The sequence below is a fragment of the Anoxybacteroides voinovskiense genome (assembly GCF_014196205.1).
In the GTDB taxonomy this organism is placed as follows: Bacteria; Bacillota; Bacilli; order Bacillales; family Anoxybacillaceae; genus Anoxybacteroides; species Anoxybacteroides voinovskiense.
The window spans coordinates 36333-50694 of the sequence record NZ_JACIDE010000012.1; the positions used below are offsets into that span (position 1 = coordinate 36333).

14 protein-coding genes are annotated in these 14362 nt (G+C 42.3%); 5 read left to right on the forward strand and 9 right to left on the reverse strand.

Going from position 1 to position 14362, the window contains the following annotated elements:
* Nucleotides 1-13: 13 nt before the first annotated feature.
* Both GGR02_RS09700 and GGR02_RS09705 read right to left on the reverse strand, forming a co-directional pair.
* Nucleotides 14-517, reverse strand: a complete 504-nt coding sequence (locus GGR02_RS09700; RefSeq protein WP_183184525.1) for a methylated-DNA--[protein]-cysteine S-methyltransferase — start codon at nt 515-517, stop codon at nt 14-16.
* Nucleotides 486-2717, reverse strand: a complete 2232-nt coding sequence (locus GGR02_RS09705; RefSeq protein ID WP_183184526.1) for a PAS domain-containing sensor histidine kinase — start codon at nt 2715-2717, stop codon at nt 486-488. Before GGR02_RS09705 ends, GGR02_RS09700 begins: the two co-directional genes overlap by 32 nt.
* A gap of 180 nt (nt 2718-2897) precedes the next feature.
* Here GGR02_RS09705 and GGR02_RS09710 point away from each other — a divergent pair, with 180 nt between their 5' ends.
* Complete coding sequence (locus tag GGR02_RS09710) at nt 2898-4667, forward strand: B12-binding domain-containing radical SAM protein (protein WP_183184527.1); 1770 nt, start codon at nt 2898-2900, stop codon at nt 4665-4667.
* A gap of 121 nt (nt 4668-4788) precedes the next feature.
* On the opposite strand, the gene GGR02_RS09715 is transcribed toward GGR02_RS09710, so the two are convergent.
* Both GGR02_RS09715 and GGR02_RS09720 read right to left on the reverse strand, forming a co-directional pair.
* Nucleotides 4789-4944: a hypothetical protein gene (locus tag GGR02_RS09715; protein ID WP_183184528.1), complete on the reverse strand. Its 156-nt coding sequence runs from the start codon at nt 4942-4944 to the stop codon at nt 4789-4791.
* Nucleotides 4941-5081, reverse strand: a complete 141-nt coding sequence (locus GGR02_RS09720) for a hypothetical protein (RefSeq protein WP_169806994.1) — start codon at nt 5079-5081, stop codon at nt 4941-4943. Before GGR02_RS09720 ends, GGR02_RS09715 begins: the two co-directional genes overlap by 4 nt.
* Before the next feature lie 94 nt (nt 5082-5175).
* Here GGR02_RS09720 and GGR02_RS09725 point away from each other — a divergent pair, with 94 nt between their 5' ends.
* The gene (locus GGR02_RS09725; protein ID WP_183184529.1) at nt 5176-5520 is read left to right on the forward strand and encodes a DUF3905 domain-containing protein; all 345 of its coding nucleotides are present in this window, start codon (nt 5176-5178) and stop codon (nt 5518-5520) included.
* A 59-nt stretch (nt 5521-5579) separates the two neighbouring features.
* Entirely contained in the window at nt 5580-5705 is a 126-nt protein-coding gene (locus GGR02_RS17550; RefSeq protein ID WP_260175054.1) for a hypothetical protein, read from the forward strand.
* Here the strand turns inward: GGR02_RS17550 and GGR02_RS09730 are convergent, their stop codons facing one another.
* The 5 genes from GGR02_RS09730 to GGR02_RS09750 all read right to left on the reverse strand — a co-directional run bounded on the left by GGR02_RS09730 (nt 5706) and on the right by GGR02_RS09750 (nt 12135).
* Nucleotides 5706-6533: a carbohydrate ABC transporter permease gene (locus GGR02_RS09730; protein ID WP_183184530.1), complete on the reverse strand. Its 828-nt coding sequence runs from the start codon at nt 6531-6533 to the stop codon at nt 5706-5708.
* 14 nt (nt 6534-6547) lie between these two features.
* Nucleotides 6548-7435 (reverse strand): carbohydrate ABC transporter permease, encoded by an 888-nt coding sequence (locus GGR02_RS09735; RefSeq protein WP_373286626.1) that lies wholly within the window; start codon nt 7433-7435, stop codon nt 6548-6550.
* 130 nt (nt 7436-7565) lie between these two features.
* Nucleotides 7566-8831 carry an ABC transporter substrate-binding protein gene (locus tag GGR02_RS09740; protein ID WP_183184531.1) on the reverse strand — a complete coding sequence of 422 codons (1266 nt, stop codon included), beginning with the start codon at nt 8829-8831 and terminating at the stop codon, nt 7566-7568.
* 64 nt (nt 8832-8895) lie between these two features.
* Nucleotides 8896-10992, reverse strand: coding sequence for an amylo-alpha-1,6-glucosidase (locus GGR02_RS09745; protein ID WP_183184532.1), 2097 nt, complete (start codon nt 10990-10992; stop codon nt 8896-8898).
* A gap of 126 nt (nt 10993-11118) precedes the next feature.
* A complete protein-coding gene (locus tag GGR02_RS09750; protein WP_183184533.1) occupies nt 11119-12135 on the reverse strand; it encodes a LacI family DNA-binding transcriptional regulator in 1017 nt (338 codons plus the stop codon).
* Between the two features lie 197 nt (nt 12136-12332).
* Between GGR02_RS09750 and GGR02_RS09755 the strand changes: the two genes are divergently transcribed.
* Nucleotides 12333-14036, forward strand: coding sequence for a methyl-accepting chemotaxis protein (locus GGR02_RS09755; protein ID WP_183184534.1), 1704 nt, complete (start codon nt 12333-12335; stop codon nt 14034-14036).
* Nucleotides 14037-14138: 102 nt separating this feature from the next.
* A complete protein-coding gene (locus GGR02_RS09760) occupies nt 14139-14342 on the forward strand; it encodes an alpha/beta-type small acid-soluble spore protein (RefSeq protein ID WP_183184535.1) in 204 nt (67 codons plus the stop codon).
* The last annotated feature ends 20 nt before the right edge of the window (nt 14343-14362 follow it).

The window sequence follows — 14362 nt, forward strand, 5'->3', positions numbered from 1 at the left end:
GCTTCTAGTTTTTTTATCCGCTTCTATAATGCTGCTCTAACTGAAGCAGCTTTTCTTTTACGTCCGTTCGGTTCCCTGCATACCCTGTTAACGCGTTGTTTTTTCCGATGACGCGATGGCACGGGACAATAATGGCTAGCTCGTTCGCCCGATTTGCCTGTCCGACAGCACGAACTGCTTTCGGATGGCCAATTTTTTCGGCAATGTCGCTGTAGCTTGCCGTTTCACCATATGGAATATCGCAAAGCGCTTGCCATACTTTTTGTTGAAACGGCGTTCCTTCCCATTTCACCGGCAGTTGAAACACGGTTCGTTTCCCGCGAAAATATTCGTCTAGTTGCTTTACCGCTTCTTGTAGTAATGGGGCGTCGCTTTTTACGAATTCGTATTGATTATTCATCTTTTCCCAACCGTCGGCAAATAGCTCGACATGAACGATCGCTTCGCCATCGGAAATGATGTAAATATCGCCGAACTCATTTGTTTTATATATGGTATACTCCCGTTTCTTCGTCATCTGTATCCACCCGCTCGATTGGCAATGTAATATGGAAAGTCGTCCCGACACCTACTTCGCTTTCGACATCAATTTTCCCTTGATGCTCCTCAATAATTTTATAACTAACCATCAATCCAAGTCCAGTCCCTCGCTCTTTTGTCGTATAAAATGGCTCGCCTAGCTTTTTTATTTTATCTTGCGGAATGCCGCACCCTTGGTCTGTAACGGAAATGCGAACATAGTCCGTTCCTATTTTTCGGATACGAACATGTATATCCCCGCCTTTCGGCATCACTTCGATTGCATTTTTTAAAATATTGATAAACACTTGTTTTAATTGGTTCGGCTCGCAGTAAAGAAGTGGAAGTTTTTCTTCGAAATCGGCAATAATTTGCACGTTATGCATCATCGCCTGCGCACTAATTAAATCAATCGTATCTTTCATAATTTTGCATACGTCGTTTTGTTTATATTGCACTGCTTGCGGCTTTGCCAGTACGAGAAATTCCGTAATAATCGACTCAATCCGCTTCAATTCGGACATAATCACATCAAAATACATCGAATAATCGTCTTTTATGCTGCCTTGCAGCAATTGAATAAATCCTTTTAGCGCTGTCATCGGGTTACGGATTTCATGGGCGATGCCGGCGGCTAACTCTCCGACAACGTTTAACGTATCCGATTTGCGAAGCTGCCATTCGAGCTCTTTCTTTTCGGTTACATCGCGAAGCATCATCATGCCAACGTTCGCAATAATTTCTTTTTTCAGCGAAAGTTCGATAGTTCGCTGCTCCCCTTCTTTTGTTAACACCGTCATTTCCCCATACGCTTCGCCTAGCTGCTCGCACTGTTTAATGAGTTTATCAAACACTTTCCGCTCTTTTTCTGGAATGCATGTAATAAATGACTGGGCAAGCAACTGTTCTTTCGTCGTTTGAAAAATGTCGCACGCAATCGGATTGACGTCTAAAATTCGATACCCTTCTCCCCACAGTAAAATGCCGTTCATCGAATGGTCGAAAATGCTGCGAAACTTTTGTTCGCTTTCTTGCAATTCTTTTTCCATCTTTCCTCTTTCCGTCACGTTGCGAAAAATGGCTAAATGGTACCCGTCAATGACGCCTTGTTTCATCGTAAATTCGAGCTGTTTGTCTTCGCCGTTTGGCATATGAAATGTTAATTCATCGCGAATTTCGCCTGTTTTCCGAAATTGCTCTAATACGTGTTGCACTTTTTCGTCATAGTCGACAAAGTCAAGCAAGTTTCTCCGTACGAGCAAACTGAGCGGAAGTTCAAACGTCCGGCTTGCCGCTGGATTGGCATTGAGGATGTGCCCGCTATCATTCCAAATCAAAATCGCTTCGTGGGCTTGCTCGAAAATGGCGCGAAATCGTTCTTCACTTTTTTGTAGCTTTATTTCCATGTTTTTCTTTTCGGTGACATCGCGCATAATCGCCATAAAAAATCCGCTATAGATGTTCGAGGTCATCGTTAATTCAAACATTTTGACCGTTCCGTCAAAACGAATGAGCGATAGCTCCCCTTTCGCTGTCCCTTTTTCTTTTAATTCAACAAGCAACTCAACGAAATCATCCTTGCATTGCCTTGCCACAAATTGTTGAAACGATAAATGAAGCAGCTTTTCTTTTTCTAAATTTAAACTCATACAAAACGCTGGATTGACGTCCACAAACCGCCCAAACTCATCAAAAATGACAATGCTATCGACAGCGCGGTTAAACACATCTTTAAATAAAAATTCGTTAATAATTCGCTCCCGTTCTAGCGCCTTGCGCGCAGAAATGTCGCGCATAATCGCTAAATCAAAGCGATTAAACGCATCTTTTTTCATCGAAAATTCAATATGCTTAATTTTTCCGTCCCGTAATTTTATCAACAACTCATCGCTAAATGAGCCGAATTTTTGCAGCATTGATTGCTGAAATAATAAAATATCCGGAGGGACTAACTCAAGAAACATTTGAAAGCGCTTTCCTACTAATTCTTCCTTTTCCATTTCAAACAGATGGCATGCTGCTTCGTTGACCTCGACAAATTCGCCACTTTTATCAAAAATAATAATCGCATCTAATGACCGTTCAAAAATAATCGCATAACCGCTTAATTGTTCTTTCAACCGCCGGTTTTCTTCTTCTAATGATTTCACATTGACGATTAATTCTTGTTTTTCACTAGGAGAAAGGCTGTTGCTCATTATCGTTCCTCCCCCAACCGCATAATATCAACAATCAATATATATTCGTCAAAAAAAAAGGTACTCCTGCTACATATTTTAAAATTTTCCGAAAACATCCCACTTGCTCAGTTTGTTTTATTTTTTTATACATTGTGTTATACTAAAATGTTGACGCTTATATTAAAGGGGTTTTTTACGATGAAAATTGTATGCGCAACGTTAAACGCAAAATATATTCATACAAACTTAGCCATTCGTTATTTGAAAGCATATGTTCAGCCGCAATTTGCTGTGGAAATTGCGGAGTATACGATTAAAGACCCAGCGATGAGCATCGTGACCGATCTTTACCAAAAAAAACCGGACGTCATCGGATTTAGCTGTTACATTTGGAACATTGAAGAAACGATTAAAGTATGCAAAATGTTAAAGAAAATCGATCCACACATCACAATTGTCGTCGGCGGGCCAGAAGTGTCGTACGATGTGCGCGAATGGCTCGAAACTGTCGATGCATTTGACTTTATCGTCATCGGTGAAGGAGAAGAAACGTTTAAACAACTGTTAATTCAGTTAAGCGGGGCACGCGATTTTCATGCCGTGCACGGATTGGCGTTTCGTGAAAATGGGAAAATGATCATCAACCCGCAGCGAAACAAAATTAATCTCGCCGATATGCCGTCGCCGTATCGTTTTAAAGAAGACGTTCCTCATTTAGCGAAGCGGGTGACATATGTCGAAACGAGCCGCGGCTGTCCGTTCAGCTGTCAGTTTTGTTTATCGTCCATTGAGGTTGGCGTTCGCTATTTTGACAGAGAAAAAATAAAAGAAGACATCCGTTATTTAATGAAGCATGGCGCAAGAACGATTAAGTTCGTCGATCGTACCTTTAACATTAGCCGCAGCTACGCGATGGAGATGTTTCGATTTTTAATTGACGAACATGTACCAGGGACGGTGTTTCAATTTGAAATTACTGCAGATATTATGCGCCCAGAAGTGATTGAGTTTTTAAATAAAGAAGCGCCGCCAGGACTGTTTCGCTTTGAAATTGGCGTTCAATCGACAAACGATGAAGTGAACCGGCTGGTGATGCGCAAACAAAATTTTGCCAAGCTCACCCGTACCGTAACGATGGTCAAACAAGGCGGAAAAATTGCCCAACACCTTGATTTAATTGCTGGTCTTCCAGAAGAAGATTACACGTCGTTTCGGAAAACGTTCAACGACGTGTTCGCCCTTCGTCCAGAAGAGTTGCAGCTTGGCTTTTTAAAAATGTTGCGGGGAACAGGACTTCGCCTGCGCGCGTCGGAATACGGGTATGTGTTTATGGACCATGCGCCATATGAAGTATTAAAAAATAACGTACTTTCGTTTGACGATATGACGCGTATTAAACAAGTCGAGGACGTGTTAGAAAAGTATTGGAACGCCCATCGGATGGACGAAACGATTGAATATTTAGTGACGCACGTCTTTCCAACGCCGTTTGACTTTTTCCAAGCGTTTGGCACGTATTGGGACGAACAAGGATGGGCGCGCATCGGCCATCAGCTCGAAGATTTATTCCGCCGCTTATATGCATTTTTACAAGCAAAGCAAATCGAGCAAGTACCGATTGTCGAAGCATTAATGAAATACGACTATTTACAAAATCAAAAACATAAACCGCGGAAGCCGTGGTGGGAAGAAAAAATCGCGAAAGAAGAACGGACGATTGTTTATCGCCAGCTTTTAGAAAATCCGCTGTTGCTTGGAGAACCATTTGCGGCATTGGAGCTAGACGAAAAAGAATTATTTAAACATACTGTAATGGAAATCATTCCGATTGATATCGACCATTATGTAAAAACAAAAGAAGTGCGAAACATACAAACCGTCATGGTTGCTTACTTTGACCCGATTCAGCGAAAAACGGCGATCTTTTCTGCTCCGTTCTCTTTATTTGCACATCCAGTGAAAAAGTAGGGAAGCCCCTACTTTTTCTTTTTTCGTTTTGTTTCTTCCTTTAACATAAGTAGCTGATGGGCATTTAAATCCCCTGTTTCCACCGAAAACTCTTCGCGGGCTGTCCGCGGTTGGTTTTTCTTCATTCCCCTTGCCGCCCTTTTTTCGAATTGCGGTTTGCGCCACGAATCATTTCTTCATCACTAGCGTATTGCGCAATGGCTTCGGATTCCGGCAAACTTTCGGTCGGGGTTTTATTGTTGTTTTCCGCTGCGTTGTATTTCACTTTTCGTTTCATTTCGTTTCCTCCTTGCGATGGTATGCAATCAATACGATTTCTTCTCCCGTTTCTTCCCGCAACGTTTTTTCAAGCTGTTGTAGTTTTTTTAGCGATTGCTCGCGAAGGGTTGCGACTGGAAATGCATTATTTGTCAAGGTTCTCCCCCCTTCAATCGTTTTTCTTATTTTCCGGAAAAATAGGCGGTTTATTCATCGGTTTTTTGCTCACACTATCATTGAGGTGAGACAGATGAAAAAAGAACAAAACATACAATCGCCGATTTTTGACGAAACACAACCGCACCAAATTCATGCTCCGTCGTTTAAAGGAACAGGGATGCACATGCAACCGCCATTTGTGAACAAACATGGTGTCGTCATTGGCGACAGCAAATACAATTCCCCAGACTCCCCGCTCAATCAATGGAGCGAAGACACTGACCCAAGCGTGATGGCCGGAGAAGAATGGGTGCATCCAACAAACGATATCGGCTGGAATACAGCGGAAAATCGCGAGCTATTAGAAGCGAAAAAACGGCCGCAAGCCGCGCCATTTATGCATCCGGACAAAGATGTAAGCTACGGGCAAGATTAACAAAGACGTGCCAACTATCATACGTTGATGGAGAGAATCTTTTGGATGAGGTGGCCGTAGTGAATAACGAATGGATTCAAGCAATAAAAGTGTTCGGGATTGGAATTATTATCATTGGGTATATCACTTTGTTTATTGGCGAATATAGCGAATGGCAAGAAATAAAACGAACAGGGGGATTTTAACTATTTTCCCCCTGTAAACGAAATTCCTTTAATGAAGTAGCGATTGAAGAAGATATAAATGACAAGCACGGGTAACGTAAATACCATCGATGCCGCCATAATATAGTTCCAGTAGCTAATATATTGCCCTTTAAAACTGTTCAAGCCGAGCGGCAATGTAAATAACTCTGGATCGGAAAGAATAATAAGTGGTCGCATAAAGTCATTCCACGAACCCATGAAAACAAAAATCGCTTGTGCCGCTAATGCCGGACGAGCAAGCGGCAATACAATCCGGAAAAACGTGCCGATGCGACTTAACCCGTCCAACGCCGCAGCTTCCTCTAATTCTCTTGGAAAGTTAATGAAAAATTGCCGCATCATGAAAATAAATGTTGCATTAATCATTGTCGGGACAATCATCCCTTGATACGAATTGAGCCACCCTAGCTGCTTTAAAATTAAGTAGTTCGGAATCATCGTCACTTGTGCTGGAATCATGAGCACAGCCAAAATAATAATAAATAACGGTTTTTTCCCAGGAAACTGCAAACGAGCAAGCGCATATCCAGCCATCGAATTAAACAATAAGTTAAGCAACGTTACCGTTACTGCGATAATGACACTATTGAACAACCAGCGCGGAAACAGTTGTTGCTCAATAAAAATTTGTTTATAGTTATCAAGCGTAAAATGCTTTGGAATAAACGAAATCGTGCCGCTCACAATTTCTTCAAGCGTTTTAAAGGAAGAAGACAACGCCCATAAAAACGGAATCATCGTTACGATCGCATAAAGAACGAGAATAACATACAAAGACGCCTTGCCAATGCCTAGTTTTTTCTTCATCCATTTTCATCTCCTTAATAAAGAGATTCTTCTTTCGAAAATCTCCGTTGCACTAATGTCGCGATTAAAATAATAATCGCTAATGCGAAAGCTAATGCAGCTGCATATCCCATCGTTCCTAACGTTTTAAATGCGTATTGATAAATAAGCAGTACGACGGTTAACGTTGAATTGTTCGGACCTCCAGAACCGGCAGAGAAGATGTAAGACTGGTCAAATAGCTGAAACGTTCCAATCAGCCCCATAATGACAACAAACGATGTAACTGGTCGCAAATAAGGAACAGTGACGTACCAAAATTTTTGGATGGCATTTGCCCCATCTAACTCCGCCGCTTCATAAAGCGAATCAGGAATATCTTGCAATGCCGCTAAATAAATGACCATGAAAAACGGAGCGGTCGACCAAATATTCATCACCATAATCGCGTTCAGAGCCACTTTTGGATCGCCAAGCCAGTTATACGTCGGTAATCCAACGGCTTGCAGCAAATGGTTAATGAGCCCATTTTGGTTGTACATCCACATAAAGATTAACGTTAGTACAGCTGAAGACGTAAGCGTTGGCAAAAAGTAAACGATACGGAAAAACTTTTGCCCTTTCAATCCTGCATTTAATGTTGCTGCTAACACAAGCGCTAGCATCGTTTGGCACGGGACAACGAGCACGACATATTTCACCGTATTCCATAAGGCAATTTTCGCTCGTAAATCTCCTGTCATTCGTTTAAAGTTATCGAATCCAACAAATTCAAACGTAGTCGTGCCAAGCAGCTGTACTTTATGGAATGCTAAAAAAATGGCAAATAAGATTGGACCAATAATAAATAAAAGTAATACAAATAACGTTGGAGATAATAATAAGTACCCTGTTCCTGCCTCACGCCATGCTTTTTTTCTCATCGTTCTTCCTCTCCTCATACGCGATTCCATTAAGCCGTTCCCCTCTTGCTAGTACGCTAATCTACTAGAAAGGAGGGAACCGCTTAATGCTAAAGCTGATAGAAGGAGACTCCTTCTATCAGCGCTGTCATTATTTATTCCCTTCAATTTCTTTGTTTGCTGTTTCTTGTGCTTCTTTCAATGCATCTGCTAGTGGACGCTGCCCTAAAAAGGCACTGACAAATTGGTTATTGAAGTTATTTGTAATAATCGGCAAGTTCGTTCCGTTTTGCCATACCGTTGCGTAGGAAGCACCAGCTACAATTGGCGCGCGCAACGGATCTTTATCAAATCCTAACTCAGCTGCTACCGATTTGCGCGTCGGTAACGCCAATCCTTTGCTCGTCCAAATTTTCATTCCCTCTTTTCCCGTTAAGAAGGAAATTAATTTCCAAGCAGCTTCCTTCTTCTGTGAATTTTTGTTCATCACATATGCAACAGTATATGCCATCGTTGCTTTTTTCCCGTTGATTGTTGGGATTTCTGCTGTTCCATATTCTAAATTCGGGAACGTATCTTTTAAGAACGGAATTGCCCAGTTTCCTTCAATGACCATCGCTGCTTTTCCTTGTCCGAACATTTCACCGCCCCAGTTTGCGCCAACTTCACTCGGTTGAGCAGCTGATTTATCTTTCACATGCATATCAACGATCGGTTGAAGCGCTTCGACTACTTTCGGATCAGCAAAACTTGCTTTATTATCCGTAACTACTTTCCCACCTTTTGATTCGGCAATGTAGTATAAGCGCGCTAATTCTGGCGCCACCCCGAAGCCATATACTTGTGTGCCTTTCGTTAGTTTTTTCGCTACTTCGCGCAATTCATCCCAAGTTTTCGGTACTTCTACCCCTGCTTCTTCAAACATTTTTTTGTTATAAAAGAGCGCAAGCGTTGAATAGTCTTTTGGGAATCCGTAAATTTTCCCGTCTTCTCCTTTAAACGCATCAAGCAACGGTTTTTCAAAGTCATTGATATCAAAATCATCCGTGACATATTTGTCTAGCGGTTCGAGTGCTCCCGTTTTAATTAATGCCGGCGCTTCAAACGCATCAAGATAGAAAACATCTGGTCCTTCCCCGCCAACTAGCCGTGTTTTAATCACATCCATATATTGGTCAGAAATGACTTCATATTTTACTTTAATGTTCGGGTATTTCTTTTGAAACTCATCTAATGTTTGTTGCAATAGCTTTTGTTCTGTCGGATTTCCTCCCCAACCAGCAAGCGTCACTTCCACTTTTTCATTTTTTGTTCCACTAGTTTCTTTCCCTGCTGTTTTTTCTTCCCCGCTACTGCAACCTGCTAAAGCGCTTCCAAATAGCATTGTCGACATACCAATTGCCAACCATTTTTTCATCTTCCTATCTCCCCTTTTATGGAATAATTTGTATATAACAAGAGAGAGAATATCTCCCTTGGTATTAAACAAGTTTTACCTCGTAACCAGTTGTATTTTGGGCAATATGAACGTTTGTTTCACCGTTTTGACGTGTAACAGTAACCGATAATCGTCCGTTGCCGATCGCGATATTCTCGACTTTTAAGACATTCATCGGCTCAAGCAATGTTGGTGACAAGCGAATTTCCTTTTTTAGACTATTAGGGAACAACCCAAGTAACGATTGAACAAAAACAAGTGGAGTCCCTGCCGCCCACGCTTGAGGAGAGCAAGCAACAGGATATTTCACAGGCTTGCCGAATTGTTTGCTGTATCCGCAAAATAATTCTGGCAGACGGTCGTATTCAAAATGAGAAGCTGCTTCAATAAGACCTCCCATGACTATGTTGGCTTCTTCCCGTTTTCCCAATTTGCTCAATCCAAGCAAAATAATGCTATTATCGTGAGGCCAGACGCTGCCGTCATGGTAACTCATTGGATTGTATCCTGCTTCCCCTTCTCCCATTGTACGAATCCCGTAACCAGAAAACATTTTTGGCGACAACAGCGTACGAATCGTCTTCTCCATTCGTTCTGAATCAAGCATCTCGGCAAACAGCACATGCCCTGGGTTAGACGTAATCGTCCCCACTTGCTGCTTGTTCCCATCTAATGCAATCGCATAAAATTGCACATCCTCCATCCAAAACTGTTTCTCAAATTTCACTCTTAACTCTTCCGCCTGCTGGCGAAGCTTTGCCGCTTGCTCATGCTCATTGAGCTGTTCAAAAATATCCGCCAATCCCATTTTTGCTTGATACACATAGCCTTGCACTTCCACAAGGGCAATCGGAGACTCAGCATATTCACCGTTACGGTGAACGATAGAATCACCAGAATCTTTCCATCCTTGATTAGCAATCCCTTTCGCTGATTCTTGGTGATATTCAACAAATAAATCGCCATCGCGATCCCCGTATTGATCAATCCACATGAGTGCGTCATCAATATTGTTTTTTAGTTGACGAACAAGCTCGAAATCACCTGTCCATTTCACATACTCTGTCAACAGGACAAGGAACAACGGGGTCGCATCAATCGTCCCGTAATATGGCGTAAACGGGATTTGATTTGTATTTGCCAATTCACCAAAACGCATTTCGTGCATCACTTTTCCAGGTTGCTCGTCTCGCCAAGGGTCAAAGTGTTTTCCTTGATATTTTGCCATTGTAAGAAGCGTCCCTTTTGCGATTTCCGGTTGAAAAGGAAGCATTTGCAGTGCAGCAATTAAACTATCTCGACCAAACGGCACCCCAAACCATGGTAACCCTGCGACTGGAAATGGACCGTACCCTAAATCGGTTAACAATACTCGCAAATCGCCAATCCCGCGGCTGACTAAACGGGCAAGCGGCTCATAATCGGTCGTTATTTTCGTAATGTTGCTCTCCCATTGACGGTAAGACGCTTTCAAACGGTCTAGTGCCTCTATCGGAGAAGCGATATTTCTCTGTGCTTCTTCGCCGATTTGCGGTTGGATGATCAATGTAACGGTTTGCTCCTCGGCATGGTTCAACGCAAAATCAAAAACAATTTCTCCATGTTCCTCCACCGCTTTCTCTTGCCGATCCCATGTGATTGTTGTTGCGCGTTTCAGTTGATCGGCTCCTTCATAATGAAAAGTGAGCGAGCGATTGCCAATCGTTTGACCCGTACGTTTGCCAACTTTCCCTGTTTGAAAGCCACGGATGATAAACATATCCGCAAAATCAACATCCACCTGTATACTCAGTTCGAATTGCACCGGCTTTGGATAGTAATTTTTTAGGTTGATTCTTTCATAAAGCACACCTTCGTATATAAAACGTTTTCTTTCGATTTCAACCGATTCTCGCCATAATAATATCTCCCCATCTTTCTCCATATGAGGGTTTGTTAATAAGATCGTTGCCACATAATTTTCTCCCGCATCCGAAGATAATAGGACAGGCTCTTGCCCATTAATGTGCAAATGTAACTTGCTTAAAAAACGGGTATCTTTCGTGTATAGTCCAAGCCCGTACGGATGGTTTTTAGGGATATTTCCTTTTTCATCTGTCAGAAAAAATAGATCGTTTTCTTTAATGACTCGATACTCCATTCAAGGATACCTCCTGTGTATTCCAAAACGTTTCGGATGACGATGATATAAAAATCCAAAACGTTTCGGATTTTGTTTAAAAAATAGTTCCAAAACGTTTTGAATCCGGCGGCTAGTAAAAAACCACTATCCGTGGTTTTTTACCGTCGATTCACGTATTTTCAATTCAGTTTCAAGCACTCGCACGCGAGACTGCGCCTTTCCTTCCAACATTTCGATCAATAATTTAGCCGCTTCGTACCCCATCGCGAACTTATTTTGAGCAATGGTAGATAACGGCGGAGTGGTGTACGAGGCTAAAATAATGTCATCATAACCGATGATCGCTAGTTCTTCTGGGATTCGCTTTCCTAACGTTTTCGCTGCTTTCATCACTCCGAGCGCCATTAAGTCGCTCGCACAAAAAAACGAGGTAATTTCTGGGTGCTGCGTCAACAGCCTTACTGCTTCTTGCTCAGCCCGTTCTTCTTTAAACGCGCCATTGGCCACCAAATGCTCATGAAAAGGCAAACCTGCTTCAAATAACGCCTCTTGAAATCCTTTCAATCGTTGTTCGCTGACGAACGCAAATTCATACCCGTTGATCATCGCAATATGCCGGTGGCCGAGCGAAATGAGATGTTGTACCGCTTTTTTCGCGCCTAGCACGTTGTCCGTCGTCACATATCCGACTGTTTCCGACTCGATCGGAATATCGATCAATACACACGGGATGTCGCTTTCGACCACTTCTTGCAAATACGGGTCATCGACGCGAATTCCTTGTAAAATAGCGCCATCTACACGCCGTTCACGACATAGCTGTGTGTACGTTTTCTCCCGCTGTTTCGTTGAAGTTGTGCTAAATAGCACCATATCATAGTCCACTTCACTGACATATTGATTCACGCCCGCAAGCACTTCAAACGTAAAATTATCTTTCGTACTTTCTCGTGTCAATCCCGAAACAAGTAAGCCGATCGTTTTGGATTTGTTCATCACAAGACCGCGTGCTAACGTATTCGGACTATAATTTAACTGTTTGGCAATTTCGATAATTTTTTTTCTTGTCTTTTCGTTTACGTCCGAATAACCGTTTAACGCTCGAGAAACAGTCGTAATCGAAACACCAGCTGCTTTGGCTATATCTTTAATCGTCGTCACTTCTTTTTCCTCCAAAACGTTTCGGATCGCTTTCTGATTTGGATTGTAACCGAAATTGAAACCGATTGCAATAAAAAGTTAGTGACAAATTTTTTACGATGTCGATTTCCTCCACTACAATTTTTTTTGAAACTACTCTCCCCACTTTATAATGTCGGTGCTATAATTTACCTAAAGCGTGAAGGGGGAATGACGTTATGACCATTGGCAAAAAATATGGAATCGTTTTCAGTTTTTCGACACTCCTTTTTGTGATCGTTTTTATCTTTGTCGCCTTTCTCATCTATCATATGACGACTGTCGTAAAACAAGTCGAAGAAAAAAGCGACCAAGCGATTTTAATTACAGAACTTTCCTCATCTTTTCGCCAAAAATATATTTTGATTACCGATTATATGACGAACCCTCGACCTGAAACGTTGCAGCAATATGAACAGCAAACGAACCAATTTAAGAAAAACATCGAAAAATTACAGCCGCATATGGTGACAGAGGAAGAAAAAAAGATTTACCGCGCGACGCTTGCTGTTGAAAAACAGCTTACTGATTTGCTTTATAAAAACATTCAACCAACCGTATTAGAAAACCGCAACCGTGGCGAACAAATGGACATTTATCAAGTCATTAGCTTTCAAAATAAAGCAGAAGTTATTCGCGATGTCAGCATCGAGAAACTAGAACAACTTCGTACGATGATTACAACCGACCGAAATAACCTAATCGCTCAAATGAACGATCAAATAAAGCAAACGATGCTTATTATGATAACGACAGTTGTTTCTGCGATCATTCTTTCAGCTATTTTACTCATCATCGTCAGTCGAAAAATTAGCAAAGCACTATTTCAAGCGGTTGGCATATGTAAGCAACTAGCGCGTGGAAACTTACGTGTCACTCAGATAGATACTACAAGAAAAGACGAAATTGGCGAAATGATGAATGCCATGAACGAACTTGCCACCCATCTGCAGCAATCCATTGAACAAATTCGCCAATCGGCCGAATGTGTCAACGATATGTCCGAAAAACTAAAACTAAACGCCGAATCGACAACCGAAACGAACGAACAAATTACCGAAGCAATGTTACAAGTAGCCACCGGCGCTGATGAGCAAGTGGCAGCGGCAGAACAGACAAACGAAACCGTACAATCTGTCTCCGCACAATTAACAACCGTTACTACTCGAATGGAAAAAACAACGGATATTACGAACAAAACGAGTCAAAAAGTAGCCCAAGGCGCCCAATTCGTCAACGAAACGACAACGCAAATGGAACGAATTAACGAAAAAGTCACCCATTTATCGACCATTATTCAAACATTGGACAAGCAATCGAGCGAAATCCAGCAAATCGTTGGTCTCATTACTGCTATTTCTGAACAAACGAATTTGCTCGCTTTAAACGCCGCCATTGAAGCAGCGCGAGCAGGAGAGCACGGAAAAGGATTCGGCGTCGTCGCGTCCGAAGTGCGAAAGCTTGCGGAACAAACAGCCGTTGCTGCCGGCAATATTCGCGACCTCCTCCATTTGGCACAACAAGAAACGACGCGCGCCGTTTTAGCGATGAATGAAAGCAATGAAGCTGTCAAACACGGCAGAGACATGATGAAACAACTTGAAGACACTTTCCATCATATCGCCGAATCAATTTGGAACGTCAAAACCGAGTGTGAAACCGTGCGGAGCGCAGTTTTAGCCGCAAATGAAAAAATGGCAGAAATGACTGTTTCGGCGGAAGGCATTATTCGTGTGTCCAAAATGACAGCAACCAATATTGAACAAGTCGCAGCCGCCACCGAAGAACAAAACGCCACAATGCAAGAGTTGCTTGCGTCGTCGCACGAGCTAGCTAGCACCGCCAACCAATTAAACCAATCCGTTACGCGATTTGTGCTTTAGAATGCCAAAAACTTGCCATACCCTCTGTAATTGCCATTATAAATCTTTTGCCGTGCCGCATACTAACAGTGCAAGGCAATAAAAAAACAGGAGGAGAACAACATGGCAAGAAATAATAAATTGCTCGTACCGGGAATTGAACAAGCCCTTGATCAAATAAAATATGAAATCGCCCAAGAGTTTGGCGTGCAACTAGGTTCTGACACCGCCTCGCGCGCGAATGGTTCCGTCGGCGGCGAAATTACGAAACGGTTAATCGCTCAAGCACAAAGCCAACTTGCTGGCACATTCCAACCAACTGAATAACATGGCAAAGAGGCTGTCCC

Bases quoted from the DNA above. Each gene is read 5' to 3' on its own strand.
- GGR02_RS09700 (WP_183184525.1), bottom strand. From the start codon at position 517: ATGACGAAGAAACGGGAGTATACCATATATAAAACAAATGAGTTCGGC.
- GGR02_RS09705 (WP_183184526.1), bottom strand. From the start codon at position 2,717: ATGAGCAACAGCCTTTCTCCTAGTGAAAAACAAGAATTAATCGTCAAT.
- GGR02_RS09710 (WP_183184527.1), top strand. From the start codon at position 2,898: ATGAAAATTGTATGCGCAACGTTAAACGCAAAATATATTCATACAAAC.
- GGR02_RS09715 (WP_183184528.1), bottom strand. From the start codon at position 4,944: ATGAAACGAAAAGTGAAATACAACGCAGCGGAAAACAACAATAAAACC.
- GGR02_RS09725 (WP_183184529.1), top strand. From the start codon at position 5,176: ATGAAAAAAGAACAAAACATACAATCGCCGATTTTTGACGAAACACAA.
- GGR02_RS09730 (WP_183184530.1), bottom strand. From the start codon at position 6,533: ATGAAGAAAAAACTAGGCATTGGCAAGGCGTCTTTGTATGTTATTCTC.
- GGR02_RS09735 (WP_373286626.1), bottom strand. From the start codon at position 7,435: ATGAGAAAAAAAGCATGGCGTGAGGCAGGAACAGGGTACTTATTATTA.
- GGR02_RS09740 (WP_183184531.1), bottom strand. From the start codon at position 8,831: ATGAAAAAATGGTTGGCAATTGGTATGTCGACAATGCTATTTGGAAGC.
- GGR02_RS09745 (WP_183184532.1), bottom strand. From the start codon at position 10,992: ATGGAGTATCGAGTCATTAAAGAAAACGATCTATTTTTTCTGACAGAT.
- GGR02_RS09755 (WP_183184534.1), top strand. From the start codon at position 12,333: ATGACCATTGGCAAAAAATATGGAATCGTTTTCAGTTTTTCGACACTC.
- GGR02_RS09760 (WP_183184535.1), top strand. From the start codon at position 14,139: ATGGCAAGAAATAATAAATTGCTCGTACCGGGAATTGAACAAGCCCTT.